Source organism: Terribacillus halophilus (genome assembly GCF_900162685.1).
GTDB classification, from domain to species: Bacteria; Bacillota; Bacilli; order Bacillales; family Amphibacillaceae; genus Terribacillus; species Terribacillus halophilus_A.
The window spans coordinates 41,324-68,174 of record NZ_LT727826.1; the positions used below are offsets into that span (position 1 = coordinate 41,324).

A 26,851-nucleotide genomic window follows, 5' to 3' on the forward strand; every position below is an offset into this window, starting at 1 on the left:
AGGGACATATTTTGCGTACAACAATTGACCCGAACAAACTTGATCTTGAAGAACGCGTAGTAACGGTTAACCGTGTTGCGAAAGTAGTAAAAGGTGGTCGTCGTTTCCGTTTCGCTGCTCTTGTAGTAGTAGGCGATAAAAACGGCCATGTAGGATTCGGTACTGGTAAAGCACAAGAAGTACCAGAAGCGATTCGTAAAGCTGTCGAAGACGCGAAGAAAAATCTAATCACTATACCTATCGTCGGTACAACTATTCCACATGAAATCATCGGTGAATTCGGCGCTGGAAACATTTTGATGAAGCCAGCAGCAGAAGGTACTGGAGTTATCGCCGGTGGACCTGTACGTGCAGTGCTTGAGCTTGGTGGTATTGGAGATATCCTTTCTAAATCACTTGGTTCTAACACACCAATCAACATGGTTCGTGCTACACTTAGCGGCCTTAGCAGATTGAAACGTGCAGAAGAAGTTGCGAAACTTCGTGGAAAGTCTGTAGAAGAACTGTTAGGATAAGGAGGGAAAGCACATGGCTAACAAATTAGAAATCACCCTCAACCGCAGTACGATCGGAAGACTTGAGAAACAGCGCAAGACTGTTGCTGCTCTAGGTCTTAAGAAAATCCGTCAATCAGTTGTCTTGGAAGACAACCCAACTGTGCGCGGTATGATTAACGTAGTTTCTCATCTAGTAACAGTTAAAGAAGTATAATGATCCAAATGTAAAAGAGGAGGTGCCATTATGAAACTTCATGAATTGAAGTCAGCAGAAGGAACACGTAAGACTCGCAATCGTGTAGGTCGCGGTATGTCTTCAGGTAACGGTAAAACATCCGGCCGCGGACATAAAGGACAAAAAGCACGTTCTGGCGGCGGTGTACGTCTAGGTTTCGAAGGTGGACAAATGCCACTATTCCAACGTCTTCCTAAACGTGGATTCACAAACATCCACCGTACTGAGTACTCAATTGTTAACCTTGAGTCCCTTAACCGTTTCGAAGAGGGAACTGAAGTAACTCCAGAGCTTCTACTTGAAAGCGGAGTTGTTAGCAAATTGAGAGCCGGTATCAAAGTTCTAGGTAACGGGAATCTTGAAAAGAAACTTACTGTTAAAGCTCACAAGTTCTCAGCTTCTGCTAAAGAAGCGATTGAGGCAGCGGGCGGTCAAACAGAGGTGATCTAATGTTTCGTACAATCTCCAATTTTATGCGTGTAAAAGATATACGAAATAAAATTATCTTCACATTGCTAATGTTGATCGTATTCAGGATTGGTACGTTTATTCCGGTTCCTTTCACAGATCGTTCCGCGATCGACTTTATGAACCAACAGAACGTATTCGGCTTCTTGAATACATTTGGCGGAGGTGCATTGCAGAACTTCTCCATCCTTGCGATGGGTATCATGCCATACATCACTGCCTCGATCATCATGCAGCTTCTGCAAATGGATGTTATACCAACATTCAGTGAGTGGAAAAAGCAAGGTGAGATGGGACGTCGTAAATTAGCACAAGTGACACGATATGCCACTATCGTGCTAGCGTTAATACAGGCAGTCGGTATGTCCATCGGATTCAATCAGTTATCCGGAGGCATGCTTATATCTGAACCAAGTTTCTACAAATTCGCTGTCATTGCACTCGTGTTGACCGCGGGAACAGCATTTTTGATGTGGTTAGGAGAACAGATCACAGCACATGGTGTTGGTAATGGTATTTCTATTATCATCTTCGCTGGTATCGCTGCAGCTATCCCGAATGGTGTAAACCAGCTTTGGGAGCAGTACTTCAGCAATCCTGGTGATGACTTATTCCTGAATGTCGTGATTGTTGCAATTATCGCTATTGTGATCATTGCCGTAATTGTTGGTGTAATTTATATTACCCAAGCACTTCGTAAAATTCCGATCCAGTACTCAAAGCGTACAACTAGTCGATCTCAAGTAGGGGGGCAATCCACTCACTTGCCGATTAAAGTTAACGCTGCGGGTGTAATCCCTGTAATTTTCGCCGTTTCCTTTATCTATGCGCCGCGTACTATCGCGAGCTTTTTTGAAGGTAACGTAGCAACTACGATCGAGAACGTATTCGATTATACGCAACCAATTGGGATGGTAATCTATGTAGTCCTAATTCTTGCATTTAGTTACTTCTATACATTTGTTCAGGTTAATCCGGAACAAATGGCAGAGAACTTAAACAAGCAAGGTGGCTACATCCCGGGTATTCGCCCAGGTAAAAGCACAGAAACGTACCTCACCAGTGTGATGTATCGTTTAACCTTCGTTGGGTCTCTCTTCTTGGCTGCTGTAGCTGTATTACCTATTATTTTAGGTTCTATTGCGAACTTGCCGACTTCTGTCCAAATCGGAGGAACGAGCCTGCTGATCGTGGTAGGGGTAGCGTTGCAGACGATGAAGCAGTTAGAAAGCCAGTTAGTGAAGCGTCATTATAAAGGCTTCATGAAATAGAGAACAGTCTACAAACAGACGAGAGCGAGGGGAATTTCGTTGAATTTAATTCTTATGGGTCTGCCGGGTGCTGGTAAAGGCACACAGGCAGAAAAGATTGTAGATAAATATAGCATCCCTCATATCTCTACAGGAGATATGTTCCGAGCAGCAATCAAAGAAGGAACAGGACTTGGCCAAGAAGCGAAAGCTTATATGGATCAAGGTAAACTAGTTCCGGATGAAGTAACCATTGGTATAGTCCGTGACCGTTTAGGGCAGGATGACACCAATAACGGATTTTTACTTGACGGTTTTCCTCGTACGCTTGCTCAGGCAGAAGCGCTTGACGCATTGCTGGACGAATTGAATGCTAATGTAGATTACGTCTTACATGTAGAGGTTCCGCAAGAGAAGTTGGTGGAGCGTCTATCTGGCAGATGGGTTTGTCCGACATGCGGTACTACGTATCATACCGTCTACAACCCTCCAAAAGAGGAAGGCGTCTGTGACAAGGATGGTACTGCGCTGATCCAGCGAGACGACGATAAGCCGGAAACGGTGAAAAAACGTTTGGAAGTCAATATCGAGCAGCAAAAGCCGATATTAGATTTCTACAACGACAAGGGCTATCTTGTAACAGTGAACGGTGACCAAGCAATCGATCAGGTCTTCCACGACATCGATCAGCGCTTGAATAATCTTCGCTGATACAGGTGTGCAAACTATACTCTCTTAAAACGGATGGAATTGTTCTTTAGCTCATAATAGCGTAAGGATGCATTCTGTCCCTTGATAGAGTATAATAGACCTCGTGGTAGAGTTGAAACGATTTACATTTGTGACTCGTTCAAACTTCCATCATCGGAACCGTGCCTTACTGATATCCTGACGCTAATTGACAAGGCTGAATATGAACAATCATGAAACAAATTGTGTTCCAGTTTGTGGACTTTATATAGATTCCCTAACATGCAGCTTTCCTAACCTGGACATCTGGGCAGGAAGGTGGTAGAATATGCTCCTTGTTTGCAGCATATAATGCTAACTTATGTACAGCTTCGAAGCGAGCTAAACTGAAGGTGATCATGTTTGAGCGAAACGAAGACAGTTCCACAAATCGGGCAGGTTGTTCGTATCGTACATGGGCGAGAAGCAGGCCAGCTTGCGATTGTCATTCGAAAAATTGACAGTCGTTTTGTGTTGCTTGCTGACGGTGATAAACGCAGATTTGATTCTCCTAAGCGCAAAGCTTTGCGCCATGTAGAACTGCTGCCGTATATATCCCCGGAAGTCCGGATCAGTCTTCTAGAAGCTGGTCGCGTAACCAATGGTAAACTGCGATTTGCGATATCTACTTATGTCAATCATACCGTGAAGAGATTTGAAGAAGGGAGATAGACCGATGGCGAAAGATGATGCAATTGAAGTAGAAGGAACTGTCACCGATACATTGCCTAATGCGCAATTTAAGGTGGAGTTAGAGAATGGCCACACCGTTTTAGCACATGTTTCCGGTAAAATTCGTATGCACTTTATTCGAATTCTTCCAGGAGATAAAGTAACGGTAGAGCTTTCCCCTTATGACTTAACTAAAGGACGTATTACGTACCGTTATAAATAAATTGACTAGCTCCGATACTAAAGGAGGAATAGATGATGAAGGTAAGACCATCTGTAAAGCCTATATGCGAAAAATGTAAAGTTATTCGTCGTAAAGGCAAAGTAATGGTAATCTGTGAAAATCCTAAGCATAAGCAAAAACAAGGATAATACAAGGAGGTGCACGTAGCTAATGGCACGTATAGCAGGTATTGATATTCCACGCGACAAACGCGTTGTTATTTCCCTAACATATGTTTACGGTATTGGAAAAAACACATCGCAACAAGTATTGAAAGAAGCTGGTGTTTCTGAAGATACACGCGTTCGCGATCTTACAGAAGACGAACTAGCTAGAATCCGTCAAGCAATTGATGCTTACACAACTGAAGGTGATCTTCGTCGTGAGGTTTCTCTTAACATCAAACGTTTGATCGAAATCGGTTCTTATCGTGGTCTTCGCCACCGTCGCGGATTGCCGGTTCGTGGTCAGAAAACGAAGAACAACTCTCGTACTCGTAAAGGCCCACGCCGTACAATCGCTAACAAGAAAAAATAAGTAAGGAGGTAACAAACTATGGCACGTAGACAACAAACTCGTAAACGTCGTGTGAAAAAGCATATCGAAACTGGTATTGCTCACATCCGTTCTACTTTCAACAACACAATCGTTACGATTACTGATGTTCAAGGTAACGTAATCAGCTGGAGCAGCTCAGGTTCCCTTGGTTTCAAAGGTTCCCGTAAATCTACTCCATTCGCTGCACAAATGGCTGCTGAAGCTGCTGCTAAAGTTTCTGTCGAAAACGGCATGAAAACTTTGGAAGTAACAGTTAAAGGCCCTGGTGCTGGCCGTGAAGCTGCGATCCGTTCTCTTCAAGCTGCAGGTCTTGAAGTTACAGCGATCCGTGACGTCACTCCAGTTCCGCATAACGGCTGCCGTCCGCCAAAACGTCGTCGCGTATAAGTTTTTCCTGCTTGCTGTATAGAATTTGTATCCTTGTCTATAATGGGTTATGATAGCTTAAAAGCGATCAGGTCATACAGCAAGAGACGTATCGCCAAGATGCAGAAACGGGAACCAATATGGGGAATTTCGGTTAGAAGTAATTCTAACCGGGGTTTCGACGTTTTAAAGGAGGGCTTTATAAATGATCGAAATTGAAAAACCAAAGATTGAAACGGTTGAGATCAGCGATGATGCTACATTTGGAAAGTTCGTTGTAGAACCGCTTGAGCGTGGATATGGTACTACACTAGGAAACTCCTTGCGTCGTATCCTATTATCCTCACTTCCTGGCGCTGCTGTAACATCCATTCAAATTGATGGTGTGCTTCATGAATTCTCTACGATTGAAGGCGTAGTAGAAGACGTGACAACTGTTATTTTGAACTTGAAAAAACTGGCTCTAAAAATTTACTCTGATGAAGAGAAAACATTAGAGATCGATGTACAAGGTGAAGGAAAAGTAACAGCTGCTGACATTACTTTTGATAGTGATGTAGAAGTACTGAATCAGGATCTTCACATTGCAACATTGGGTAAAAATGCGCACTTGCACATGAAGCTTACGGCAGAACGCGGCCGCGGCTATCGCCCAGCTGATCAGAACAAACATGACGATCAGCCAATCGGTGTTATTCCGATTGATTCGATCTTCACACCAGTTTCTAAAGTAACGTATCAAGTGGAGAACACGCGTGTTGGCCAGCTGGCTAATTTCGACAAGTTGACGTTGGATGTCAATACTGACGGAAGTATTCGACCAGAAGAGGCAGTGTCTCTTGGAGCGAAGATTTATACGGAGCACTTAAATATCTTCGTAGGTCTTACTGATGAAGCACAAAACGCTGAAATCATGGTTGAAAAAGAAGAAGATCAGAAAGAGAAAGTTCTTGAGATGACAATCGAAGAGTTGGACTTGTCTGTCCGTTCTTACAACTGTCTGAAACGTGCTGGTATTAATACAGTACAAGAACTTGCTAATAAATCTGAAGAAGATATGATGAAAGTGCGTAACCTAGGACGTAAATCATTAGAAGAAGTGAAAAAGAAACTAATTGATTTAGGACTTGGTCTTCGCAAAGAAGACTAATCCCGCCTAGCGAAGCATTTTGACACCAGGAAAGGGAGGGATAACCTATGGCTAGAAAGTTAGGACGTACTACTGATGCTCGTATGGCGCTTTTGCGCAACCTTGCAACTGATCTTATCGTACACGAAAGATTGGAAACAACGGAGGCGAAAGCGAAGGAGCTTCGTTCTGTAGTAGAAAAAATGATCACTCTTGGCAAACGTGGAGACCTTCACGCTCGTCGTCAAGCTGCTTCTTTCTTATACGGTACAAAAGCGGATGAGAACCAAGATGCAGTACAAAAACTATTCAGCGATATCGCCGGACGTTATGAAGAGCGTCAAGGTGGTTACACACGCGTGTTGAAACTTGGACAGCGTCGTGGTGACGGTGCCGCAATGGCAATCATTGAACTAGTATAAGTAAGCTACAAGGGCAGGAAAATCTCTACCACGAGGTGTATTCCGGCCCTTTTCTTTTGATAAAAGCAAGCACCATTATGGGGCTTGCTTTTCTTTTTTGTCTAATTTATTTATACTAGCAATAGAAATGACAGGAACGGACATACACGTTTAAAGTATTTCCCCGGAAATAGTCGGGTAATGACGAAGGAGCACGACAAGTATGCACGCGATTGAATTTAGGAATGTTTCTTTTCGCTACGAAGAAGATCAGCCTTATGTATTACGTAATGTGAGTTTTCAAGTAGAGACTGGTGAATGGCTGGCTATTATCGGGCACAATGGTTCCGGTAAATCAACGATCGCCAAGCTGATGAATGGCTTACTGTTCCCTAGCGAAGGAGAAATTTTCATTAATGATATCCCTTTAACAGAAGAGAATATATGGGAGATACGCAGCCAAGTTGGAATGGTATTTCAAAACCCAGATAATCAGTTTGTTGGGACAACTGTCCGTGATGACGTAGCATTTGGACTAGAGAATCGCGGTGTGCCACGTGCAGAGATGATGGAGCGTATCACGTCATCATTAGAGCAAGTGCGTATGCATGACTATCTTCTGCATGAACCGTACCGGTTGTCTGGCGGACAAAAACAGCGAGTAGCGATTGCTGGTGTGCTGGCTATTTCTCCACGTGTCATTATTTTGGATGAAGCGACAGCAATGCTTGATCCATTAGGCAGAAAAGAAATCCTAGATACCGTGCATCGTGTGCAAGCTGAACAGCAGATTGGCCTCATAACAATTACACATGATCTAAATGAGGTCATGCAGGCAGAAAGAGTTTTAGTCATGAACGATGGGGAAGTATGGATGACGACAGTACCAAGAGAATTAGTGAAGAAACAAACTGAATTACAGCAGATAGGACTAGACGTTCCGTTCGTCTCCCAGCTTGCTCATGCTTTGCAGAAGCTAGGTGTGCCGCTTACGGAAGAGCCGATTGATCACGAGGAGTTGTTAGATACATTATGGACATTACATTCGAGAAAGTAGACTATACGTATCAAGCGAACTCCCCGTTTGAGCATAAAGCATTGGACAGTATGTCTTTCCATCTTCCTACTGGCAGTGTCACCGCTATTGTAGGTCATACTGGCAGCGGGAAATCTACCCTTATTCAGCACTTAAATGGCTTAATTCGACCGACAAATGGGAAAGTCCGCATCGGTGATTACGTCTTAGAACCGAAAAAGAAACCAAAGCACGCAAAAGCGCTTCGTGAAAAGGTTGGTATTGTCTTTCAGTATCCAGAGCATCAGTTATTTGAAGAGACAGTGGAGAAGGATATCGCTTTTGGTCCGCGTAACTTCGGTGTTCCGGAACAAGAGATACAAAAACGAGTAGCAGAGAGTGCACAGGCAGTGGGTCTGCGTGCAGATTTGTTAAAACGTTCGCCGTTTGAATTAAGCGGCGGCCAAATGCGGAGAGTAGCGATTGCAGGTATATTGGCTGTGCGTCCTCGTGTATTGGTTTTAGACGAACCAACGGCGGGTCTGGATCCGCGAGGACAAAAGGAAATTATGGATATGTTTTACCGTATTCATCAGGAACAGCAGCTGACGACGATACTGGTGACACACAGTATGGAAGATGCACTTGCGTATGCCGATCAGGTGCTTGTACTGGATAAGGGCAAGAAATACATGGAGGGCACACCAGTCGAGGTGTTCTCTCAACGTCAGGCACTTCAGCAGGTGCAGCTAGACGTACCAGAGATGTTTCAATTTCTATTGAAGGCCTCAGACCGGTTCGGTAAACCAGTCGCTTATCAAGGGCAGGATGTGGAGAGACTGGCAGAACAGCTGGCAGCTTTGGCAGGTGATCCGAATGAATAATTTGTTGATCGTAGGTCAGTATGTACCGACTAATTCCATCGTGCACCGAATGGATCCGCGAGTAAAGATGCTGATTATATTCTTTTATGTTATTTTTATTTTCTTTGCCAATAATGTAATTAGCTACAGTTTATTCACATTGTTCGCATTAGGAAGTACGATACTGACGAAGGTGCCGTGGCGTTTTATTGTGAAAGGATTGACGCCAGTATGGTTCCTGATTGTGTTTACATTCATTCTGCACTTATTTGTGACAAGGGAAGGTTCTGTCCTGTTCAATCTATTCGGGTTGCAAATTTATAGCGGTGCGTTAGAGCAAGGTGCGGTTATCTCATTGCGTTTCTTTTTGCTTATTTTGCTAACGTCCTTACTGACATTAACAACGACACCAATTGAGATAACCGATGCTGTTGAGTCGTTACTCGGACCGTTGCGTCGGTTCAAGTTCCCTGTTCATGAACTAGCATTGATGATGTCTATTTCCCTGCGCTTTATCCCGACTTTGCTGCAGGAAACGGAGAAGATATCCAACGCCCAAGCATCCAGGGGGGTAGATTTCCGTACAGGGCCGTTCCGAGAGCGTGTACGGGCGGTTATCCCTTTGCTTGTGCCTTTGTTTGTAAGTGCCTTTAAACGGGCGGAGGAGCTCGCTATGGCAATGGAGGCAAGAGGTTATCGCGGCGGAGAAGGCAGGACCAAACTTCGAGAACTGCGGGTAGTGAAACGAGATGTTGCAGCGCTTGTCTGCTTCATTGTCATTGCAGCCGCAGCACTGATAACGAGAGATTATAGTTAGGAGAAAGAGAAATGACGCAACGCATGAAGGCTGTTGTCAGCTATGAAGGCACGAAGTTTTCCGGTTTTCAGGTGCAGGATCAGTATCGAACTATCCAAGGTGAAATCGAGAAAGCACTTGCCAAGATTCATAAAGGACAGCAGATCAGGATACAGGCATCTGGCCGCACAGATGCAGGTGTGCACGCGAAAGGCCAAGTTATCCACTTCGATACAGAGCTCCGTCTAGGAGACTATAATTGGCGTAAGGCGCTGAATACGCTGCTGCCTGATGATATTCGTATTGTAGATATAACAGAGGCGGAGGAAGGCTTCCATGCGCGCTACAATGCCAAGCGGAAGCAATATAAGTATTTCATTCATAATGCCCCAGAACAAGATGTGTTCAAGCGCCACTATGTGCATCATGTACCGTATAACCTTGAGTTTGATAGGATGCAGCAAGCAATCCAAGTAATAGAGGGAACACATGATTTTACTGCCTTCTGTTCTGCTCGTGCAGAGGTAAAGGGAGAGAAGATTCGAACCATCTATGAAGCCACTTGTGAAAAGCAAGATGATATGCTCGTTTTGACCTTTTCCGGAAACGGGTTTCTTTACAATATGGTGCGTATTCTTGCCGGTACATTAATTGATATCGGAAACGGCCGGAAGGAGCCCGAGGATATGGCTAGCATACTAGCTTCGAAAGACCGCAAGCTAGCAAGTAAAACAGCGGCTGCAAGCGGCCTTTTCCTCTGGAAAGTAGATTACTGAAAACTTTTTTTGTAAAACAACGCATTCGGGCGTTACATGAACTTGACATAGGGGACTATGATGATATACTATGGTTTATGGCATTTTATTTCTATACCACGATTAGCCCCGGAAGACTAATTGTGTAGAATAATAAATGAACGATTTAAATCGAAAATTGGAGGAACTGACATGCGTACAACATTCATGGCGAACGAAAGCAATATCGAACGCAAATGGCTTGTTGTGGATGCAGAAGGCCAAACTCTTGGTCGTCTTGCAAGTGAAGTTGCTGCTATCCTTCGCGGTAAGCACAAACCAACTTACACTCCACATGCCGACACTGGTGACAATGTAATCATCATCAACGCTGAAAAAATTCAACTTACTGGTAACAAACTTGCTGACAAGATTTATTACCGTCACTCTAACCACCCAGGTGGTTTGAAACAGCGTACTGCTGATGAAATGCGTACAAAATACCCTGAGCAAATGCTTGAACTTGCTGTTAAAGGCATGCTTCCTAAGGGTCCACTTGCACGTAAAATGATTAAAAAGCTTCACGTATACCGTGGCGCTGAGCACAAACACCAAGCACAACAACCAGAAGCTTACACGCTTCGCGGTTAATAAAAAGGAGGTAAACGATAGTGGCACAAGTACAATACTACGGCACCGGTCGCCGTAAAAGCTCTACTGCCCGCGTACGTCTAGTACCAGGCACAGGTCAAGTAACAGTAAACAACCGTAGTGCGGAAGATTACTTCCCATACGAAACACTTCGTACAATCATCAACCAACCACTAGTTGCAACAGAAACTGCTGGTAACTACGACGTTCTAATCAACGTTAGTGGTGGTGGATTCACAGGACAAGCAGGTGCTATCCGTCATGGTGTATCTCGTGCGCTTCTACAAGCGGACCCAGAATACCGCGGAACACTTAAAGCAGCTGGTTTCCTAACTCGTGACGCACGTATGAAAGAACGTAAAAAATACGGTCTTAAAGGTGCACGTCGCGCTCCACAGTTCTCAAAACGTTAATAAACCCTATATACCAAGGTTTTGCCCTCTTTGCTCTTATAAAGCAGAGAGGGTTTTTTCATGTGCAAATTTAGAATTGAATACCCCTTAAATACCCTAAAAATTAAAAATGTTGTAACGAATCATCATTCTTTTGGATATATAGATGAGTAAACTTTTAGAGGGTTTTGCTTAATATATGAAAAGGAGGGACATGGTGAACACAGAAGATGTCTATCAAGAATATGCGGACTTTGTCTTTAAATATTTATTAACTCTAACCAATAATGATTATCAGTCTGCCGAAGAAATGACACAAGAGACGTTTTATCAGGCGATTAAGTCTATTGACAACTTCCACAATAACGGAAAAGCAAAATTTTCTACATGGCTCTGTTCGATTGCGAAAAACGTGTGGCTACAGGAACTGAATCGTGAAAAGAAAAGGCATCAATTGGCGGAATCATTAAGTGGCGAAAATGCATTATCTTATAACTTGGAAGAAGATTACTTTAGAAATGAAGATAAAATACATTTTTTCAAACAAACGCATCAGCTTAGTGAGAAAAAGAGGGAAGTTATTTATCTTAGGCTATTGGGGGATTTATCTTTTAAAGAAATCGGCTCTATCTTAGGAGAATCAGAGAATTGGGCGAGAGTAACATTTTATCGTGCTAAACAACATATACGAAAGGGTGAATAGGGTATGAATCATGATGTTTTTAGAGATTTAGTTCCAAACTATCTAGAAAATTTAACGAGCGAAGAGACGAATAGACAAATGGAACAACATATGGAGCAATGTGAAAACTGCCGGGAATATGTAAATGAAATGCGAGAAGAATTATTCATTGAACACATAAATGAACGAAAAGACGAGAAGAAAAAAGTAGACTATTTGAAAAAGGTGCGTTCCAAAAGTAAAAAAAAGATTTTTATGATTATAGGGACAATGTTATCCTTATTTCTTCTCTTAACTATTAGTTATTATTTTCTTTTTGTCCATATGTGGGTAGCAGATGAAAATAATGTGCAGACGACTATTCATCATCAAGATAATGTTGTCACAGTCACTTTTCAAACAAAAAAAGATAATCGATATCTTTTAGTTAAGAAAGAATATGGGGATCAAGAGTATGAGAATCAGATTATCGTATACGAAAGTTGGAACTTTTTTACTGATGCAAAATTAAATCAGTTTTCAGATTTAGCTAATTCCCTCCAAGATGGTACGGATAGCACATATACATTTTTGGATAAGAATACCTTATTGCTGCCTAATGGGGAAGAAAAAACATTGACAGATGAAGACAAATTGCAGATTATCTATAAAAACAGTACAGAAGAAATATTATTAAAGGATTTATACAACAATGTAGATATTAACTAGAGGGGGTTGGGCTATATGACTTTAGAAATCAATAATATAACTAAGAAATTTGAAAAAAATATAGTGTTAAATGATATTTCTGTTGTACTTGAATCGGGTGTTTACGGTTTGCTTGGTGCAAACGGATCAGGCAAAACGACGTTAATGCGCGTTATTTGCGGTGTTATTAAGGCAAATGAGGGGACGGTTATTTATAACGGTGAAGATACTAATGAAAAATCTGTTCCATTTCGATCTATATTAGGGTTCTTACCTCAAGATTTTTGATATTATCCTGATTTTACAGGACTTAAATTTTTATTATATATGGCAGCTTTAAAAGGATTAGATAATAAAACAGCTAAAGAGAAATGTAATGAATTATTACATATGGTCGGTTTGGAGGCTGTAAAAAATAAAAAAATCAAGAAATACTCTGGTGGAATGAAACAGCGTTTAGGAATTGCACAAGCAATGATAAATGACCCAAAAGTATTGATTTTAGACGAACCAACAGTTGGTTTGGATCCAAAAGAAAGGGTTCGGTTTAGAAATCTAATTAGTTCTTTTTCAAAAGAAAAAATTATCATTCTATCTACTCACATTGTTTCTGATGTCGAATATATTGCTGATGAAATCTTGTCTTAAAGGGGACTAGAACATTTAATCAATTTGTCGAGCTGCATTATGAAGTGAAGGCTAATGGATGATATATGCTCGAGTGTAGGACAAACTATTAGCCTGTTGTTTTCTCTCTTAGAACTCGGGAACAAAAAACTGTGCAAAGCCCTAGCTCCTTGTATCGATAGAGAATATCTCTTCCGTTCACAAAGATATGATTAACCAGAAGCAGCATATTAAAATTCTCCAGCTTCATGGCTTTAAAGGTTTGATAGGTATGGTTAGGAAAATGCTGATTCATTAGCGCACGCAGCTGCATCTCATTTACGCGCCCTTGTTCATACATGGATTGATTTATAATTACTGTCTCAATAAAATCGATATCAGTGAAACTTACATCTTGTAAGTGTAGCCATTCAGATGGTGTCATAACAGTTTTTCCTCCTATGCCTACTTCCTATACCACTAATACTCTTCCTTCTTAACGGCAGTTACCCAATAAGCTTTACCGCCGCCAGGACCAGACTCTTGAATTTTTCCATTAATATAGATTTTCACTTCTTGGCCTGCAGATAAATCCTGCTTTACTCTTTCGGGGAGATACGAAGGTAATTTAAATATAATTCCTTGGTACTTATACCGTTCAGCTAATTCCGCTTCAGACTTGTTGTTTATATCTGCTGAGGAGCCTTGTACTACCCAAATAGAATGCCGGCCGGTTTCCTCGTTATGTTGTACTTCTGCTATAACGCCTGTGTGAGTCGGGATAAATGTGAATGCTAGAAATGCAGCGAAGATTAATATTCCCAGGGAGGTTGCGAGTAGGATAAAAAGACGTATTCGTTTTTTGTTCATCTATCTCACCCCCCTCATTGTAATTACATTCTCCATTGCGACAAATGTTCCTTCCTAAGACACTTTGCGGAAGCATTAAATATGGAATTCGAATCTTATCCCTGTAAAACTTATCTGTTATATGAATTGTACGATACTTATATAAAGCCAATGTAAATGGCTGAATGATTCTCCCATAATTCTTAACTTCTGCTACATGGAATCTTCACGCTGCTCTTTTAAATTGATAGTATGAAGAAATTTACGATGATTATGTTAGCTGCAGGTGTATTGTTATTAGCTGGTTGTACTTTAGTTGGCACAGAAGCGGCCAATGGAACCAATAATGAATTACTAGTAATTGCCCACCGCGGGGCTTCTGCGGTAGAGCCGGAGCATACATTCCGTGCCTACGACCAAGCTTTGGAAGATGGGGCAGATTATATCGAAATTGATTTGCGTAAAACAGCGGATAATGAGCTGATTGCGATGCATGATGATACAGTTGACAGAACGACAGATGGTAAAGGTCTGGTTGAGAATATGACGTTAATGGAGTTAAAGACATTAGATGCAGGAGAAGGGCAGTCGGTGCCATCATTAGAAGAGATTTTGGAACGGTACGGAGATAGCGTGAACTATTATATTGAAACACGTGAGAGTGACGACGGGGAACTAATTATGGAGGAGGACTTGCTGCAATTGCTGGAGCGGCATCGTATTCCGAAGCGCCAAGTCATTTTACAGTCATTCAGTGAAGCTAGCGTCAATGCGCTGCATGATTTAAATCCAGCGCTTACGCTCGTTCAGCTGCTTAAGAAGAAAGAGGTAGAACAGCTGGATGCAGACAATTTACAAGACTTCCAGAAGAAGGCTGTGGGTGTTGGGATTTATGCGGGAATGCTGGACAAATCTCTAGTTGACCTCATTCAAATGAATGGGTTGGAGGTTCACGCCTATTACCGTGGTGATGAAAGAGAGTGGACAGAGGAGATGCTTCGCTACAATGTGGATGGTATTTTTTCAGATGATCCAGCTTATTTAGCCAACATAGCGGAGAAACAGGAGTAAATCATAACTAGTGATTTATTCCTTTTTTTATTTCTGAAGGTTTAGCTTCGATCTGGGGTGATATAGAAATAAGATAATTGCAGCATGGAAGGGAGTCGTTAGGCATGAAGGTAGTAGGAATTGTAGGAAGCATTTTTGGTATTATTGCTTCTATTCTAGCTATGTTTTTAACATTGATTGAAAGTACGTATACAGTCGGCAATTTCGGGTTACTTGGAATTGCAGCAGGAATTCTGGGCATTATTGCCGCACTCTTACTTGATAAGAAATCGATTCTTGGCGGTGTTCTGCTTATTGTAGCAGCAGCTATTGGTGTGTATGCGGTATTATTATATTTCCTTTTACCGGGTGCATTAATGGTGATTGCGGCAATTGTAAAAATGAGCCAAAGAGGCAAAGGTTACTAAATAAGGCATGCCGCAGAAGCGGTATGTCTTATTTAGCGGAAGTGTCGCAAGTTTAGTTGATATTGCTGTTCTATGGGTGTTGAATAACGTAGCAGCTTCAATTTACATAAAACGAAACCAAAGGAAGAAGAGGGACTAGCTGCATCCCTCTTCATCTATATTAATATCCGTAATATTGGTTACTATAGTACGGATTATATGGAGGATAATAAGGCGTAGGCTGGTTATAATAATTCGGATATAACAAGCTGCTGCCAAGCAGACCGCCTACAACACCGCCTAGGAATGGTCCGCCGTATCCATAGCCATAGCCAAAACCTGGGCGGCCGTAGCCGTAGCCAGGACGACCATAGCCGAAACCTGGGCGGCCGTAACCAAAACCAGGACGTCCGAAGCCAAAGCCTGGGCGGCGACGGTATTCGTCTGTATGAACAGGATAAGAATAAGACACTTGCTGATTCGTTTGGTAAGGTACTAACATTTGATTTTGTTCTTGCATGAAAAACACCTTCCTTTCTGTGCCAGTGTATGACGGGCAGAAGCGGAAGGCGCAGGACAGCAGCCTAAATAATACGTGATTTTTTATTGAAATGTATCGCGGAGAATAGCCAAGACTGGAATACATAATGCAAGTATCGGAACAAAAGCCCATACCCAAGTGTGGCTGGGTTGTTTGTTTTCTTCTTTGAGTTTCTCCACTTCCAATTCCAGCAGGCGAATGCGTTGTTCCAGGTCATCCTTCATTTCTCTTCCTCCTCCGGCTTGTCTTTTTGAAGCTCATTAAAAGAGCCTCCGCTAACATTGTAGTAAACAAGAGGCATTTTCATGCTTATGCAATAAATGATGTTGTAAATGCTGTATTACCGTTTCCGTTCGCAGCGTTTTCCAGTGATCGTTTATAGGATTTATATGAAATGCATAGGGCAATTGTTGCTCCGATCATAGTTAATATCAGGCCTATATAGGAAATGACCGTAGCGATGAATTCATATCTTTCCTCTTCCACAATGACCGTATTATTGTTCACTGATCATCGCTCCTTCCTCACGCTAGCATATGCAGAAATGGGCGGGTAGTGCCTAATTTAATCAATCGTTTGATTAGCTCACCTTTTATGAATTATCTGCGCTTTTGCTTAGGGAAAAACTATTAGCTGCTGGCTATTCATATGGGAGATTGAAAAATCATTGCTATAGACCCACCTGCTTTCAGACTGCTATGATGATGGAACTGGAATGAAAGGGCTGACGAGGCATTGGAAAATGAAAAATACAAGGAGCTGAAGATGGGCGAGCGCGGTGTCTATATTAGTATCGGCGCTTACCTTGTTCTGTCTTCTTTGAAATTGATTGTCGGAATTATAAGCGGGTCGGCTGCACTGCGGGCGGATGGTTTGAATAATGCCACCGATATTGTCGCTTCTGTTGCTGTACTGATTGGGTTGAAGCTGGCGAGGAAGCCGCCGGATGCTGATCATCCATATGGACACTGGAAAGCAGAGACCGTCGCAAGTCTGATTGCGTCTTTCATTATGATGACAGTAGGTTTGCAAGTACTGTATACGGCGGTGCTGAATGTATTTGATGGGTCGAATGAGGCACCCGATATGCTGGCGGCATGGACAGGTATTTTCGGTGCGGTCGTTATGTTTGGGGTTTATCGGTATAATATGCGGCTCGGTGCCAAGATAAACAGTCAATCCGTCAAAGCAGCAGCAAAGGATAACCTGTCTGATGCACTCGTGAGTGTTGGAACCGTTGTAGGTATATTTGGTTCTCAGCTCGGATTAACTTGGCTTGATCCGGTGGCTGCTATTCTAGTTGGACTCATTATCTGCAAAACAGCATGGGATATTTTTGCCTCTGCTTCTCACCAGCTGACGGACGGATTTGATGAGACATTAATGGCAGCATATACCGAGACAATCCTGCAGATTCAAGGTGTAAAGGGAATTAAAACAATGAAAGCGAGAAGCTATGGCAATAATGCGATAGTGGATACGGAAATATTGGTGAATTCTACGTTGGATATCCGCAAAGCACATGATGTAGCCACGACAGTCGAAAAGACATTGAAAAGAGAACACGGTGTCTATTGGGTAAATGTCCATGTTGAACCACAGTAAAAGCCAGAAGCGGCATGCTTCTGGCTTTTACTTTAGTCAATAATCAGCATATTATTTTCGTCGAATTTCCAATGCTCGCTGAAGGCTACTTCCCAATAATAACCGTCAGGATCGGTGAAGTAACCACTGTAGCCTCCCCAATCGACGCGCTGCGGCTGTTTGATAATCGTGGCACCAGCTCGGGCGGCCTTTTCGATGACATAGTCTACTTCTTGTTCTGTCTTGGCATTGTATGCGAGTGTGAAGCCAGGAAAGCCGCCAGTACTTAATTCGGGCGGATTGTCTGCGCCGATATCTTTTTGTAATTGCTCGAGTGGAAACAGTTCCAGCTTTGTTCCGTTGTTATTGAAGAAGACGATATTAGGCGAATTTTCTTTTACGCTTGTTTCAAAATCTAATCCATCACGGTAGAAGGCAAGAGAAGCTTGTATATTTCTTACACCTAAGCAAATTAAGTTAATCTGATTCATATCGGCAAACACTCCTATCGTTTATTTTGCCGCCGGTTTTTCAACCCTATGCTGATGTTGTAAAGGATCATGATGACTGCTGCGGCAATAAGCACCGCCATAAGCAATAATGTGCCTATATTAGGGAAGTTGCTGTAAATGCCAATGGCAAAACCGGTCAGCATGATGAACAGGTACATCAAGGTTTTTCGTGTCATGGTAGTAGCCCCTTTATGGAATAAGTAGGCCAGAAAGCATCTTCTGGGTGATGTGATTGAGTTCAGGCAAATCGTCTAGTGCAAAGTAACGCAGGTCTAAACTTTCGCCATCAAGCATGGCGAATTCGCCTGATACGCTGTGGGCTTCGTAGACAGAAATGACGTTGTAAACCTCATCTCCGTTTGGGTATTTTGCGTAGAATTCCGGACCGGAGCACATACGCAAAAAGCGAAAGCCTTCTGCATGTAAACCTGTCTCTTCAAAAAGTTCCCGCTTTGCAGTGTCTTCCAATGACTCACCCAGCTCCATCGAGCCGCCAGGCAGGCCCCAATCTTTTGTATCAGCCCGAAGCTGCAGCAATAGCTCATCTGCTTCATTTCGGACAATTACCCCGGCTCCTGCCATGACAAGCGGGCGGCTGCCGACGAATTTGCGTAATTCAAGGATATAATTGGCCACCGTCAGAACTCCTTTAATCTTTTGGATAGATAGTATCGTTGCTGCGCGGGTAGAAGTGGTTGGAGATACTGTAGCTGATCAAGTAGCTCACTAACATACAAACTCCTGTGATAATAAGGTTATCGTGGAGAAGATAGAGCAGTACACTCAACCCACCCAGCACGACATAGATCCCAACATTTAGATACAATCTTCTAGTCTGGTTATCGAATTTCATATTGTACGTCCTTTTCTTCAATCTAGATATAGTTTTATTATACCAGTGCCAGTATGAAATCCAAAGAACAGTGTATATTCGGAACGGTTGTCCCATATAGTGTACAAATGTGCGGTATGGGAGGAAGCTGGAATGACGAGAAGGTGGATTGCAGGTGCCGTTGCAGGTGCTTTATTTATTATGCTGCTCGCTTACTATGTACCAAGAATCGTGACGACAGAAGAATCTTCCCATTCTTGGTCGCTGCCGCTAGCGGGGAAGACAATTGTCATTGACCCGGGACACGGCGGCGTAGATGGTGGTGCAGAAGGGGCCGATGGTACCCAGGAGGCAGGGATTACCTTGGCTGTTTCAGAATCGCTTCGGGATTATTTACAGCAGGCAGGTGCGCTTGTCTACTTGACGAGAGAAGCAGATGTGGATTTGGCTGATGAAGATACGAAAGGTCTGTCACGGCGGAAATCAGAGGATATCCGGAATCGTGTAGCCTTTATAGAGGAAAAGGAAGCGGACTTTTATATCAGCATTCATACAAATGCACTGCTTGCTACACAATGGTCTGGCGCGCAAACATTTTACAATAAAGATAAAGAAGGCAGTAAAGCGCTGGCTACATTTATTCAGGATGAAATCAAACGAAATTTGGAGAATACAAAGCGAGTGCCGCTAGCACTGAATACGATGTATCTTCTGAAGCATACAAAACCGGCAGGTGCACTGGTTGAGATCGGTTTTATGTCCAACCCAAGGGAGCTGGAACTGCTGAAAGATGATGTGTACCAGGATAAAATGGCGTTCAGTATATATGAAGGCATACTCCGCTATACGACAGAGAAACTGCCAGAAGATGAGTGAACGAGCACCGCTTGCCTAGCTTTGCTAAGAATATGTTATACTAGCGGTAAAAGCAGTCTGGAAAACGTTTTCCTTAGACAAGCTAGGTAGGGGGCATTCACATGGTAACAGAAGATAAAGTGCGGGAGCTTCTGAATGTTATTGAAGATCCTTTTTTACATACGACACTAGGAGAAACTGGTGCAATCACAGATATCCGAATTAAGGAAGAGAAGCACCATGTTAGTGTAAAAATCTTAGTCGGCAAAACGAATACAGCAGAACAGATGCAGCTGCAGCAGGAAATTGTTAACGTATTGAAAAGCGCAGGCGCTGCAACAGTAGGATTGCGCTTTGATCAGCTGCCGCAGGAGGTAGTCGATCGGTATAGTCAGAGCGAGGCACCGAGTCAGCAGAGTTCCTTGCTGGACAAAAATACGAAAACTAAATTTATTAATATCGCAAGTGGTAAGGGCGGTGTTGGTAAATCGACTGTAACGGTAAACCTTGCTGTTGCACTAGCACGAATTGGTTTTAAAGTCGGTATTATTGATGCAGATATTTACGGCTTTAGTGTACCGGAGATGATGGGAATAGAGAAACGTCCGGAAGTGGTAGACGACAAGATTACACCAGTAGAGCGTTTTGGTGTGAAGATTATTTCAATGGGCTTCTTCGTTGAGGATAATGGACCTGTTATTTGGCGTGGCCCAATGCTTGGTAAGATGCTGACAAGCTTCTTTAAAGAAGTGAAATGGGGCGATGATCTGGACTACTTGCTAGTCGACCTGCCACCAGGAACTGGCGATGTAGCCCTAGACATTCACACAATGCTGCCTTCTTCTAAAGAAATCATTGTTACCACACCGCATCCAAACGCAGCATTTGTTGCAGCACGAGCAGGCCAAATGGCACTTCGCACCGAGCATGAGATTCTTGGTGTAGTGGAGAACATGGCATATTATGAAGTGCAGGCAACAGGCGAGAAAGAATACGTCTTTGGCAAAGGCGGCGGGGACAAGCTGGCAGACGCACTCGATACAGAAGTAATAGGCCGTTTGCCGCTAGCACAGCCTTATAAAGAAGAAGATGTGTTTGCGCCAGCGGTTTACCAAGAAGATCATCCGCTTGGTGACGCGTATGATGACTTAGCACGGGCTATTCTTGAAAAGTATATGCAATAAGAACATGCGGAGAGCACAAGAGCTCTCCGTATTTTTATATCTCAGGGCTGGCGGGTTGCATCTATCTTCAGCCAGTAGCGGAGTTCGGTGATACAAATATAATTTAAAACGAGTCCTAAACCATATAATTATGGAATAGGGCTCGTTTTTTATTTCTCTTTTTGTTTAGATTGCGCTTCTTCCAGTGCTTTTTGGACGGTTTGCATCAGCTTTTGTTCGAACATCGGTGTTTCCGCGGATTCTTGGATTGTTTTCTCTATTTCTTTGCGGAATTCCTGACTCTTCATTACGTTGAGCATTTGCTCCTGCATTTTCGGGTCTTGCATAATCTGAAGTACCTGCTTTTGGAAATCAGAGTCATTCATCATTTCTTTAATGAGCTTCTTCTGTTCAGGACCAATGTTTTTGGCGAAGGCTGCGACAAACTCTGGATCCTCAAAACGCTCTTTCCAGAACTTCTGTCCTTCTTCTGATGTCCAGGACTTGTTAATTGCATCTTCTACTTTGCTGGCGTCTAGAGATACCAGGTCCTGCATCGTTTCATCTGACATAACTTCTGAAATAGCTTTTTTGCCTTCATCTGTCTTCAATATATCGGCTACCATCTGTTTCGTCGTATCATAATCGGGCTGGCTGCTTTCTGCGGCTTGGCCGCCGCCTGTGCATGAAGCAAGCACGAAAAGAGATAAGAACAAGATCGGCACTATTCGAACATACATAGACACGTGCTCCTTCCAGTGTAGTAAGTATACTTACTTTCTGCAGAAGGAGCGGTAGTTATACATTTAATTCACTTCTTTCAATTCCGCAGAACCACCAGCAATCAGCTCACTGACTGTGACGTAGTGATACCCTTTGTTTTTTAATGCCGGTAAGATGGTTTCCAGTGCTTTTGCCGTCTGCTTAACAGAATCGGATGCGTGTAGTTGGATGATATCGCCGTTGTCAGCTTCTTCTATTACTTCATCTACAATAAGCTGCGTGCCGGGGTTGCGCCAGTCTTTTGGATTAACGCTATATTGAATAACCTTTAGTCCAAGTGTTTCGGATAGCTGGATAATCTCTGTATTAAAATCTCCAGTCGGTGCGCGGAGCAGCTCAATATCTTCATGCCCGAGCTTGCGGAATATTTCTTTTGCATACGTAAGATCTTTTCGTATTTGTGCAGGTTCCTGTTCGATATAGCTTTTGTAGCGGTATCCCATCATTCCGAGTTCATGCTTATCTTCGACAATGCGGTCGATAATCTGGGGATGACGCTCTGCCCACTCTCCGCTGACGAAGAAGGTGGCTTTTACATTTTGTTCTTTCAGTTCATCCAAGATAGGGAGAGCTTGTGTGTCACCCCAGCTGATATTGAAGGTAAGCGCGATATTGGGCTCGTCTTTATTTCCTTGTGTCAGTGCTGCAGGCTTTTCTTTTGAAGAAAAGACCGACAGCGAGCTGCTCGTCTCCATCCAGATGATTAAAGCTGTGAACATCGCCGCCGCTACGACGAATGCCCACCTTTTCCACTTGTTGAAACGGAATACATAAAAGTGCTGCATGCCTATCATTCCCTTCGTTGTTCGCAGTAATGTAGTTCCATTCTATGCATGCCTGTCCGGGAACATGATGCTTGTCTCTGGCGGAGGTGAGAAATAACAGGAATTTTACAAAAAGGTTGGTTCAGATTTGTGCTTTTTTGGGAAACTAATTAGGAGATATTCTGGAAAGGGGCGATTTAGTGAAAGCTTACCGGATGAATGCATATGATGTGTTACAAGAGCAAGGGACATCGCTGGAGGGATTGGCAGAAGTTGAATCTCAGCGAAGATTGGAAGCCGAGGGTTTCAATGAACTGAAAGGAAAAGATACCCGTATGGAAGCTGTTTCTCGCAACATTTAAAGATGCAATGGTCATTGTATTGATTGTAGTTGCAGCAGTGCAGCCGGCATTAGGAGAAGTGGTGGAATCGATTATTATCTTCCTGGTTATTTTGCTGAATAGTGTCATTAGTGTCGTACAGACAAGGAAAGCGGAAAGCTCATTAGAAGCGCTACAGGAAATGTCAGACCCTTCAGCTAAGGTTGTACGAGACGGGGAAAGCAAAACGGTACCAGCCAGGGAACTGTCGAAAGGAGACATAGTACAGCTGGATGCGGGAGATTATGTGCCTGCAGATGGCAGGCTAATTAGCGGTGAAACATTAAAAATCAATGAAGGTATGCTGACAGGAGAATCGGAAGCTGCTGAAAAGAAGATAGATGTAATAGAAGAAGAAGTATCAATTGGAGATTGCTTCAACATGGTACATAGCGGATCGCTTGTTGTGAATGGAAGAGGAAACTTTGTGGTAACGGCGATTGCGCAGGACACTGAGATTGGTCGTATTGCCGATATGATTGAAACGGCGGAATCCAAACAAACCCCATTACAGAAAAAGCTGGATGAATTCAGTAAGCGGCTTGGGATTGGGGTCTTAATATTATGCATTCTAATCTTTGCAGCACAAGCATTACGTTTGTGGTTTGGTGATGGTCAAGCTGATATGACCCAAGGATTTCTCAATGCTTTCACATTTTCTGTTGCAGTAGCTGTAGCAGCCATTCCAGAGGCATTGTCTTCTATTGTTACCATTGTCATGGCAGTGGGAACTACTAAGATGGCCAAGCAGCAGGCAATTATCCGGAGGCTGCCTGCAGTCGAGACGCTAGGCTCTACACGCGTCATATGTACGGATAAAACAGGGACTTTAACACAGAACCAGATGACCGTTACAGATACATACATCCCAGGCCAAAACAGTAAGATAGCGGATAACGAGTCGGACAGAAGCCAGCAGGAACAGCTTCTGCTGCACATTGCTGTCTTATGCAATGATGCAACAGTGAGTGAAGAAGGAAGTGAGATTGGAGATCCAACAGAAACAGCGCTCATACATTTTGGGAAGAAGATGGGGCTGAATCCGGTGCACCTGCGAAAAGAAAAGAGAACTAGAGCTACCATTTGATTCGGACCGTAAGATGATGTCGACGGTTTATCACCTGAATGGAAAAAGACAAATGCTAACTAAAGGCGGACCGGATGTGGTGTTCAATCGATGTACACACATACTAATAGATGGAGAAGAGCGTCCTTTGGATAAAGATCATCTTCAGGAATTGCAGAACCAGAACAAAGCATTCTCCAATAATGCGCTGGCGTGCTAGCGTATGGATATAAAAACGTCTCGGAGGACAAAGATACTTTGGTTGTGGAAGATGAACAAGATCTTGTATTTGTTGGTCTGACAGCTATGATTGACCCGCCGCGCGAAGCAGTTCCTGCCTCCATTGCAGAAGCGAGAAATGCTGGGATTCGGAGTATTATGATTACCGGCGATCATAAGACCACTGCGCAAGCGATCGGGAAAGAGATTGGTTTGATGGAAGAAGGTGATTTGGCTCTGACTGGCAAGGGCTTGGATAATTTATCAGATGAGGAACTGAATGAGAAATTAGGACGCATATCTGTATATGTCCGTGTCTCCCCAGAAAACAAGATCAGAATAGTCCAAGCTTGGCAGAATAGAGGAGCTATTACTGCGATGACAGGAGATGGTGTGAATGATGCACCTGCTTTGAGAATTGCAATGGGAAGCGGAACAGATGTAGCTAAAGATTCAGCAGCCATGGTATTAGCAGATGATAATTTCGTTTCTATTGTTAATGCGGTTGGGGTAGGAAGAACCGTATTTGATAATATCAAGAAAGCGATTGGCTATTTGTTTGCTGGAAACCTTGGTGCCATCATTGCCATTTTGTTTGCAGTATTTCTGAACATGCCGAATCCATTTACTGCTCTCCAGCTTTTATTTATTAATTTGATTAACGACTCCCTACCTGCACTCGCTCTTGGAATGGAAAAAGAAGAACCGGATGTAATGAAGCGGAAACCACGAAATATAAGCGAGGGTATCTTTTCTGGCGGCACGCTGCAAAGTGTACTGATTCGAGGGGTGCTGATAGGGTGGCTGTGATTATCTCCTTCTATATCGGATTACAGGATTCTGCGGTAATGGGAATTGCGATGGCGTTTACTACACTTATTTTGGCTAGAACGCTGCAAACTTTTTCCGCAAGATCAAATACGCAAACAATCTTTAAAGCAGGATTTCTATCGAACAAGTATGTAATTGGCGCAGTAGTCATTTGTTTTTTACTTTACGGCGTGACAGTATTGCCAGGTGTGCGCAGCATCTTCTCCATACCGGCTGCATTTGGCTGGGGAGAATGGTCTGTTGCTGCAGGTCTAGCACTTGCCGCTGTTATCTTAATGGAGATTATAAAAGCAATCCGTATGAAGAGATAAACAGGAAAAGCTCCATTTCAATGGGGCTTTTTTTGTGGTAAGATAAGCTTCTGCGGCATTGGATGACGGAGTCTGCAAGGTGGCTTGAAAGCTCCATAGAGGGCTCACAGTGGTTTTCAAATTTTAATACAAAAAAGGTGTTGACTCCTATTCGGATTGGTCGTATACTATTAAACGGCGCTAAGGTAAGACAAAAAAACACGCCAAACAAATTATCAAGTTCTTTTGAAAAAGTTGTTGACAGAAACAACGAAGACATGATAAGATGTTTAAGTCGCTGAAACAAACGACAACAACTTGATTCTTGAAAACTGAACAAAACAACCAATTACGAACTAAACGACATGGTCTTTTATAAGATCAACGTCAGCGCAAGAAGCAAAGCATCACACTTTCATGGAGAGTTTGATCTTGGCTCAGGACGAACGCTGGCGGCGTGCCTAATACATGCAAGTCGAGCGCAGGAAGCTAGATGACCCCTTCGGGGTGATTCTAGTGGAATGAGCGGCGGACGGGTGAGTAACACGTGGGCAACCTGCCTGTAAGACTGGGATAACTCCGGGAAACCGGGGCTAATACCGGATAGTATTTTCTTTCTCCTGATTGAAAATGGAAAGACGGTTTCGGCTGTCACTTACAGATGGGCCCGCGGTGCATTAGCTAGTTGGTGGGGTAATGGCCCACCAAGGCGACGATGCATAGCCGACCTGAGAGGGTGATCGGCCACACTGGGACTGAGACACGGCCCAGACTCCTACGGGAGGCAGCAGTAGGGAATCTTCCGCAATGGACGAAAGTCTGACGGAGCAACGCCGCGTGAGCGATGAAGGCCTTCGGGTCGTAAAGCTCTGTTGTCAGGGAAGAACAAGTACGAGAGTAACTGCTCGTACCTTGACGGTACCTGACCAGAAAGCCCCGGCTAACTACGTGCCAGCAGCCGCGGTAATACGTAGGGGGCAAGCGTTGTCCGGAATTATTGGGCGTAAAGGGCGTGTAGGCGGTTTCTTAAGTCTGATGTGAAAGCCCACAGCTTAACTGTGGAGGGTCATTGGAAACTGGGGAACTTGAGTGCAGAAGAGGAGAGTGGAATTCCACGTGTAGCGGTGAAATGCGTAGATATGTGGAGGAACACCAGTGGCGAAGGCGACTCTCTGGTCTGTAACTGACGCTGAGGCGCGAAAGCGTGGGGAGCAAACAGGATTAGATACCCTGGTAGTCCACGCCGTAAACGATGAGTGCTAGGTGTTAGGGGGTTTCCGCCCCTTAGTGCTGAAGTTAANTATATATTCTGAACCTTGAAAACTAGATAAGAAACAACATGCCAAAACATCAAACTTTAAAGCAATGACAATTTATTGTCGTTTATTTTTTTTTGCATCATGCGTTTAATTAGTTAAGTGAAGAAGGGCGCACGGTGGATGCCTTGGCACTAGGAGCCGATGAAGGACGGGACTAACACCGATATGCTTCGGGGAGCTGTAAGTAAGCTTTGATCCGGAGATTTCCGAATGGGGGAACCCACTATTCGTTATTGGATAGTACGTATCACTGAATACATAGGTGATATGAGGCAGNAGGATCAAGTAATAAACTTATATCCTTTTAGATGGGCCTATAGCTCAGCTGGTTAGAGCGCACGCCTGATAAGCGTGAGGTCGGTGGTTCGAGTCCACTTAGGCCCACCATCTAATTTTTTCTTGGGGCCTTAGCTCAGCTGGGAGAGCGCCTGCTTTGCACGCAGGAGGTCAGC

36 protein-coding genes, 1 rRNA gene, 2 pseudogenes and 1 other annotated feature are annotated in these 26,851 nt (G+C 43.4%); of the genes and pseudogenes, 28 read left to right on the forward strand and 11 right to left on the reverse strand.

Annotation, left to right across the window (positions count from 1 at the left end; all coding sequences use genetic code 11):
• The first annotated feature begins 11 nt into the window (after positions 1-11).
• From rpsE to B1K52_RS18135, 21 genes and pseudogenes are all read left to right on the forward strand, one after another.
• Complete coding sequence (rpsE, locus tag B1K52_RS00705; RefSeq protein ID WP_077304145.1) at positions 12-515, forward strand: 30S ribosomal protein S5; 504 nt, start codon at positions 12-14, stop codon at positions 513-515.
• A 13-nt stretch (positions 516-528) separates the two neighbouring features.
• The gene (rpmD, locus tag B1K52_RS00710; protein ID WP_077304148.1) at positions 529-711 is read left to right on the forward strand and encodes a 50S ribosomal protein L30; all 183 of its coding nucleotides are present in this window, start codon (positions 529-531) and stop codon (positions 709-711) included.
• Positions 712-741: 30 nt separating this feature from the next.
• On the forward strand, positions 742-1,182 hold the full coding sequence (rplO, locus tag B1K52_RS00715; RefSeq protein ID WP_077304151.1) for a 50S ribosomal protein L15: 441 nt from the start codon (positions 742-744) through the stop codon (positions 1,180-1,182).
• A complete protein-coding gene (gene secY, locus B1K52_RS00720; RefSeq protein WP_077304154.1) occupies positions 1,182-2,471 on the forward strand; it encodes a preprotein translocase subunit SecY in 1,290 nt (429 codons plus the stop codon). The genes rplO and secY overlap by 1 nt, the downstream gene beginning before the upstream one ends.
• A 39-nt stretch (positions 2,472-2,510) precedes the next feature.
• Positions 2,511-3,161, forward strand: coding sequence for an adenylate kinase (locus tag B1K52_RS00725; RefSeq protein ID WP_077304157.1), 651 nt, complete (start codon positions 2,511-2,513; stop codon positions 3,159-3,161).
• Between the two features lie 381 nt (positions 3,162-3,542).
• The gene (locus tag B1K52_RS00730; RefSeq protein ID WP_077304160.1) at positions 3,543-3,851 is read left to right on the forward strand and encodes a KOW domain-containing RNA-binding protein; all 309 of its coding nucleotides are present in this window, start codon (positions 3,543-3,545) and stop codon (positions 3,849-3,851) included.
• A gap of 4 nt (positions 3,852-3,855) precedes the next feature.
• Entirely contained in the window at positions 3,856-4,074 is a 219-nt protein-coding gene (gene infA, locus B1K52_RS00735; RefSeq protein ID WP_038565240.1) for a translation initiation factor IF-1, read from the forward strand.
• A 35-nt stretch (positions 4,075-4,109) separates the two neighbouring features.
• Entirely contained in the window at positions 4,110-4,223 is a 114-nt protein-coding gene (gene rpmJ / locus B1K52_RS00740; RefSeq protein ID WP_003156543.1) for a 50S ribosomal protein L36, read from the forward strand.
• 22 nt (positions 4,224-4,245) lie between these two features.
• Positions 4,246-4,611: a 30S ribosomal protein S13 gene (gene rpsM, locus B1K52_RS00745; protein ID WP_077304163.1), complete on the forward strand. Its 366-nt coding sequence runs from the start codon at positions 4,246-4,248 to the stop codon at positions 4,609-4,611.
• A gap of 18 nt (positions 4,612-4,629) precedes the next feature.
• Positions 4,630-5,019 carry a 30S ribosomal protein S11 gene (rpsK, locus tag B1K52_RS00750; protein WP_077304166.1) on the forward strand — a complete coding sequence of 130 codons (390 nt, stop codon included), beginning with the start codon at positions 4,630-4,632 and terminating at the stop codon, positions 5,017-5,019.
• A 184-nt stretch (positions 5,020-5,203) separates the two neighbouring features.
• A complete protein-coding gene (locus B1K52_RS00755) occupies positions 5,204-6,148 on the forward strand; it encodes a DNA-directed RNA polymerase subunit alpha (protein ID WP_077304169.1) in 945 nt (314 codons plus the stop codon).
• A gap of 47 nt (positions 6,149-6,195) precedes the next feature.
• A complete protein-coding gene (gene rplQ / locus B1K52_RS00760) occupies positions 6,196-6,549 on the forward strand; it encodes a 50S ribosomal protein L17 (protein ID WP_077304172.1) in 354 nt (117 codons plus the stop codon).
• 202 nt (positions 6,550-6,751) lie between these two features.
• Positions 6,752-7,585, forward strand: a complete 834-nt coding sequence (locus tag B1K52_RS00765; protein ID WP_077304175.1) for an energy-coupling factor ABC transporter ATP-binding protein — start codon at positions 6,752-6,754, stop codon at positions 7,583-7,585.
• Positions 7,561-8,427 (forward strand): energy-coupling factor ABC transporter ATP-binding protein, encoded by an 867-nt coding sequence (locus B1K52_RS00770; RefSeq protein WP_077304178.1) that lies wholly within the window; start codon positions 7,561-7,563, stop codon positions 8,425-8,427. The genes B1K52_RS00765 and B1K52_RS00770 overlap by 25 nt, the downstream gene beginning before the upstream one ends.
• Entirely contained in the window at positions 8,420-9,223 is an 804-nt protein-coding gene (locus B1K52_RS00775; protein ID WP_077304181.1) for an energy-coupling factor transporter transmembrane component T family protein, read from the forward strand. The genes B1K52_RS00770 and B1K52_RS00775 overlap by 8 nt, the downstream gene beginning before the upstream one ends.
• A gap of 11 nt (positions 9,224-9,234) precedes the next feature.
• Positions 9,235-9,978, forward strand: a complete 744-nt coding sequence (gene truA, locus B1K52_RS00780; RefSeq protein WP_077304184.1) for a tRNA pseudouridine(38-40) synthase TruA — start codon at positions 9,235-9,237, stop codon at positions 9,976-9,978.
• Positions 9,979-10,149: 171 nt separating this feature from the next.
• On the forward strand, positions 10,150-10,587 hold the full coding sequence (rplM, locus tag B1K52_RS00785) for a 50S ribosomal protein L13 (RefSeq protein ID WP_077304187.1): 438 nt from the start codon (positions 10,150-10,152) through the stop codon (positions 10,585-10,587).
• Between the two features lie 20 nt (positions 10,588-10,607).
• Entirely contained in the window at positions 10,608-11,000 is a 393-nt protein-coding gene (rpsI, locus tag B1K52_RS00790) for a 30S ribosomal protein S9 (RefSeq protein ID WP_077304190.1), read from the forward strand.
• 196 nt (positions 11,001-11,196) lie between these two features.
• Positions 11,197-11,682, forward strand: coding sequence for an RNA polymerase sigma factor (locus B1K52_RS00795; protein WP_077304193.1), 486 nt, complete (start codon positions 11,197-11,199; stop codon positions 11,680-11,682).
• Between the two features lie 3 nt (positions 11,683-11,685).
• Positions 11,686-12,369 (forward strand): zf-HC2 domain-containing protein, encoded by a 684-nt coding sequence (locus tag B1K52_RS00800; RefSeq protein WP_077304196.1) that lies wholly within the window; start codon positions 11,686-11,688, stop codon positions 12,367-12,369.
• A 15-nt stretch (positions 12,370-12,384) separates the two neighbouring features.
• Positions 12,385-12,996, forward strand: a pseudogene (locus B1K52_RS18135) (ABC transporter ATP-binding protein).
• Positions 12,997-13,084: 88 nt separating this feature from the next.
• Here B1K52_RS18135 and B1K52_RS00810 read toward each other — a convergent pair.
• A complete protein-coding gene (locus B1K52_RS00810) occupies positions 13,085-13,399 on the reverse strand; it encodes a hypothetical protein (protein WP_077304199.1) in 315 nt (104 codons plus the stop codon).
• Positions 13,400-13,434: 35 nt separating this feature from the next.
• Positions 13,435-13,824 (reverse strand): DUF3221 domain-containing protein, encoded by a 390-nt coding sequence (locus B1K52_RS00815; protein ID WP_077304203.1) that lies wholly within the window; start codon positions 13,822-13,824, stop codon positions 13,435-13,437.
• A gap of 246 nt (positions 13,825-14,070) precedes the next feature.
• Between B1K52_RS00815 and B1K52_RS00820 the strand changes: the two genes are divergently transcribed.
• Both B1K52_RS00820 and B1K52_RS17780 read left to right on the forward strand, forming a co-directional pair.
• Positions 14,071-14,874 carry a glycerophosphodiester phosphodiesterase family protein gene (locus tag B1K52_RS00820; protein ID WP_179106412.1) on the forward strand — a complete coding sequence of 268 codons (804 nt, stop codon included), beginning with the start codon at positions 14,071-14,073 and terminating at the stop codon, positions 14,872-14,874.
• A 104-nt stretch (positions 14,875-14,978) separates the two neighbouring features.
• Positions 14,979-15,281, forward strand: coding sequence for a hypothetical protein (locus tag B1K52_RS17780; protein ID WP_179106413.1), 303 nt, complete (start codon positions 14,979-14,981; stop codon positions 15,279-15,281).
• A 160-nt stretch (positions 15,282-15,441) separates the two neighbouring features.
• On the opposite strand, the gene B1K52_RS00830 is transcribed toward B1K52_RS17780, so the two are convergent.
• The 3 genes from B1K52_RS00830 to B1K52_RS00835 all read right to left on the reverse strand — a co-directional run bounded on the left by B1K52_RS00830 (position 15,442) and on the right by B1K52_RS00835 (position 16,308).
• Positions 15,442-15,780, reverse strand: a complete 339-nt coding sequence (locus B1K52_RS00830) for a hypothetical protein (protein WP_256855806.1) — start codon at positions 15,778-15,780, stop codon at positions 15,442-15,444.
• 83 nt (positions 15,781-15,863) lie between these two features.
• Positions 15,864-16,025, reverse strand: a complete 162-nt coding sequence (locus B1K52_RS17785; protein ID WP_179106414.1) for a hypothetical protein — start codon at positions 16,023-16,025, stop codon at positions 15,864-15,866.
• Positions 16,026-16,110: 85 nt separating this feature from the next.
• Complete coding sequence (locus B1K52_RS00835) at positions 16,111-16,308, reverse strand: hypothetical protein (protein ID WP_077304209.1); 198 nt, start codon at positions 16,306-16,308, stop codon at positions 16,111-16,113.
• 228 nt (positions 16,309-16,536) lie between these two features.
• Between B1K52_RS00835 and B1K52_RS00840 the strand changes: the two genes are divergently transcribed.
• On the forward strand, positions 16,537-17,406 hold the full coding sequence (locus B1K52_RS00840) for a cation diffusion facilitator family transporter (RefSeq protein ID WP_077304212.1): 870 nt from the start codon (positions 16,537-16,539) through the stop codon (positions 17,404-17,406).
• 32 nt (positions 17,407-17,438) lie between these two features.
• Here the strand turns inward: B1K52_RS00840 and B1K52_RS00845 are convergent, their stop codons facing one another.
• From B1K52_RS00845 to B1K52_RS17635, 4 genes are all read right to left on the reverse strand, one after another.
• On the reverse strand, positions 17,439-17,876 hold the full coding sequence (locus B1K52_RS00845; protein ID WP_077304215.1) for a VOC family protein: 438 nt from the start codon (positions 17,874-17,876) through the stop codon (positions 17,439-17,441).
• A gap of 14 nt (positions 17,877-17,890) precedes the next feature.
• Entirely contained in the window at positions 17,891-18,073 is a 183-nt protein-coding gene (locus B1K52_RS00850) for a hypothetical protein (protein WP_077304218.1), read from the reverse strand.
• 13 nt (positions 18,074-18,086) lie between these two features.
• Entirely contained in the window at positions 18,087-18,479 is a 393-nt protein-coding gene (locus B1K52_RS00855; protein WP_077304242.1) for an NUDIX hydrolase, read from the reverse strand.
• Positions 18,480-18,546: 67 nt separating this feature from the next.
• Complete coding sequence (locus tag B1K52_RS17635) at positions 18,547-18,750, reverse strand: hypothetical protein (RefSeq protein WP_143588802.1); 204 nt, start codon at positions 18,748-18,750, stop codon at positions 18,547-18,549.
• A gap of 132 nt (positions 18,751-18,882) precedes the next feature.
• Here B1K52_RS17635 and cwlD point away from each other — a divergent pair, with 132 nt between their 5' ends.
• Together cwlD and B1K52_RS00865 are read left to right on the forward strand one after the other, a co-directional pair.
• A complete protein-coding gene (cwlD, locus tag B1K52_RS00860) occupies positions 18,883-19,605 on the forward strand; it encodes an N-acetylmuramoyl-L-alanine amidase CwlD (RefSeq protein WP_077304221.1) in 723 nt (240 codons plus the stop codon).
• A gap of 101 nt (positions 19,606-19,706) precedes the next feature.
• Positions 19,707-20,768 carry an Mrp/NBP35 family ATP-binding protein gene (locus B1K52_RS00865; protein WP_077304224.1) on the forward strand — a complete coding sequence of 354 codons (1,062 nt, stop codon included), beginning with the start codon at positions 19,707-19,709 and terminating at the stop codon, positions 20,766-20,768.
• Positions 20,769-20,917: 149 nt separating this feature from the next.
• Here B1K52_RS00865 and gerD read toward each other — a convergent pair whose 3' ends face one another.
• Both gerD and pdaB read right to left on the reverse strand, forming a co-directional pair.
• Entirely contained in the window at positions 20,918-21,487 is a 570-nt protein-coding gene (gene gerD / locus B1K52_RS00870; protein ID WP_077304227.1) for a spore germination lipoprotein GerD, read from the reverse strand.
• A 66-nt stretch (positions 21,488-21,553) separates the two neighbouring features.
• A complete protein-coding gene (gene pdaB / locus B1K52_RS00875) occupies positions 21,554-22,315 on the reverse strand; it encodes a polysaccharide deacetylase family sporulation protein PdaB (RefSeq protein ID WP_077304230.1) in 762 nt (253 codons plus the stop codon).
• Positions 22,316-22,494: 179 nt separating this feature from the next.
• On the opposite strand from pdaB, the pseudogene B1K52_RS00880 reads away from it, so the two are divergent.
• A pseudogene (locus B1K52_RS00880) lies at positions 22,495-25,101 on the forward strand (cation-translocating P-type ATPase).
• A 393-nt stretch (positions 25,102-25,494) separates the two neighbouring features.
• Positions 25,495-26,474: a sequence feature (16S ribosomal RNA rRNA prediction is too short), on the forward strand.
• Between the two features lie 18 nt (positions 26,475-26,492).
• Positions 26,493-26,851 (forward strand): 23S ribosomal RNA (locus B1K52_RS18095); the annotation flags it as partial.

Excerpts from the sequence above, each read along its gene's own strand:
- rplQ (WP_077304172.1), top strand. The coding sequence starts at position 6,196 with ATGGCTAGAAAGTTAGGACGTACTACTGATGCTCGTATGGCGCTTTTG.
- rpsM (WP_077304163.1), top strand. The coding sequence starts at position 4,246 with ATGGCACGTATAGCAGGTATTGATATTCCACGCGACAAACGCGTTGTT.
- B1K52_RS00855 (WP_077304242.1), bottom strand. The coding sequence starts at position 18,479 with ATGGCAGGAGCCGGGGTAATTGTCCGAAATGAAGCAGATGAGCTATTG.
- B1K52_RS17785 (WP_179106414.1), bottom strand. The coding sequence starts at position 16,025 with ATGAAGGATGACCTGGAACAACGCATTCGCCTGCTGGAATTGGAAGTG.
- B1K52_RS00810 (WP_077304199.1), bottom strand. The coding sequence starts at position 13,399 with ATGACACCATCTGAATGGCTACACTTACAAGATGTAAGTTTCACTGAT.
- B1K52_RS00800 (WP_077304196.1), top strand. The coding sequence starts at position 11,686 with ATGAATCATGATGTTTTTAGAGATTTAGTTCCAAACTATCTAGAAAAT.
- B1K52_RS00850 (WP_077304218.1), bottom strand. The coding sequence starts at position 18,073 with ATGACACGAAAAACCTTGATGTACCTGTTCATCATGCTGACCGGTTTT.
- pdaB (WP_077304230.1), bottom strand. The coding sequence starts at position 22,315 with ATGCAGCACTTTTATGTATTCCGTTTCAACAAGTGGAAAAGGTGGGCA.
- infA (WP_038565240.1), top strand. The coding sequence starts at position 3,856 with ATGGCGAAAGATGATGCAATTGAAGTAGAAGGAACTGTCACCGATACA.
- rpmJ (WP_003156543.1), top strand. The coding sequence starts at position 4,110 with ATGAAGGTAAGACCATCTGTAAAGCCTATATGCGAAAAATGTAAAGTT.
- gerD (WP_077304227.1), bottom strand. The coding sequence starts at position 21,487 with ATGTATGTTCGAATAGTGCCGATCTTGTTCTTATCTCTTTTCGTGCTT.
- B1K52_RS00755 (WP_077304169.1), top strand. The coding sequence starts at position 5,204 with ATGATCGAAATTGAAAAACCAAAGATTGAAACGGTTGAGATCAGCGAT.
- B1K52_RS00865 (WP_077304224.1), top strand. The coding sequence starts at position 19,707 with ATGGTAACAGAAGATAAAGTGCGGGAGCTTCTGAATGTTATTGAAGAT.
- B1K52_RS00770 (WP_077304178.1), top strand. The coding sequence starts at position 7,561 with ATGGACATTACATTCGAGAAAGTAGACTATACGTATCAAGCGAACTCC.
- rpmD (WP_077304148.1), top strand. The coding sequence starts at position 529 with ATGGCTAACAAATTAGAAATCACCCTCAACCGCAGTACGATCGGAAGA.
- B1K52_RS17635 (WP_143588802.1), bottom strand. The coding sequence starts at position 18,750 with ATGAAATTCGATAACCAGACTAGAAGATTGTATCTAAATGTTGGGATC.
- B1K52_RS00775 (WP_077304181.1), top strand. The coding sequence starts at position 8,420 with ATGAATAATTTGTTGATCGTAGGTCAGTATGTACCGACTAATTCCATC.
- rplO (WP_077304151.1), top strand. The coding sequence starts at position 742 with ATGAAACTTCATGAATTGAAGTCAGCAGAAGGAACACGTAAGACTCGC.
- B1K52_RS00830 (WP_256855806.1), bottom strand. The coding sequence starts at position 15,780 with ATGCAAGAACAAAATCAAATGTTAGTACCTTACCAAACGAATCAGCAA.
- B1K52_RS00845 (WP_077304215.1), bottom strand. The coding sequence starts at position 17,876 with ATGAATCAGATTAACTTAATTTGCTTAGGTGTAAGAAATATACAAGCT.
- B1K52_RS00765 (WP_077304175.1), top strand. The coding sequence starts at position 6,752 with ATGCACGCGATTGAATTTAGGAATGTTTCTTTTCGCTACGAAGAAGAT.
- B1K52_RS00820 (WP_179106412.1), top strand. The coding sequence starts at position 14,071 with ATGATTATGTTAGCTGCAGGTGTATTGTTATTAGCTGGTTGTACTTTA.
- cwlD (WP_077304221.1), top strand. The coding sequence starts at position 18,883 with ATGACGAGAAGGTGGATTGCAGGTGCCGTTGCAGGTGCTTTATTTATT.
- secY (WP_077304154.1), top strand. The coding sequence starts at position 1,182 with ATGTTTCGTACAATCTCCAATTTTATGCGTGTAAAAGATATACGAAAT.
- rpsK (WP_077304166.1), top strand. The coding sequence starts at position 4,630 with ATGGCACGTAGACAACAAACTCGTAAACGTCGTGTGAAAAAGCATATC.
- truA (WP_077304184.1), top strand. The coding sequence starts at position 9,235 with ATGACGCAACGCATGAAGGCTGTTGTCAGCTATGAAGGCACGAAGTTT.
- B1K52_RS17780 (WP_179106413.1), top strand. The coding sequence starts at position 14,979 with ATGAAGGTAGTAGGAATTGTAGGAAGCATTTTTGGTATTATTGCTTCT.
- rplM (WP_077304187.1), top strand. The coding sequence starts at position 10,150 with ATGCGTACAACATTCATGGCGAACGAAAGCAATATCGAACGCAAATGG.
- B1K52_RS00815 (WP_077304203.1), bottom strand. The coding sequence starts at position 13,824 with ATGAACAAAAAACGAATACGTCTTTTTATCCTACTCGCAACCTCCCTG.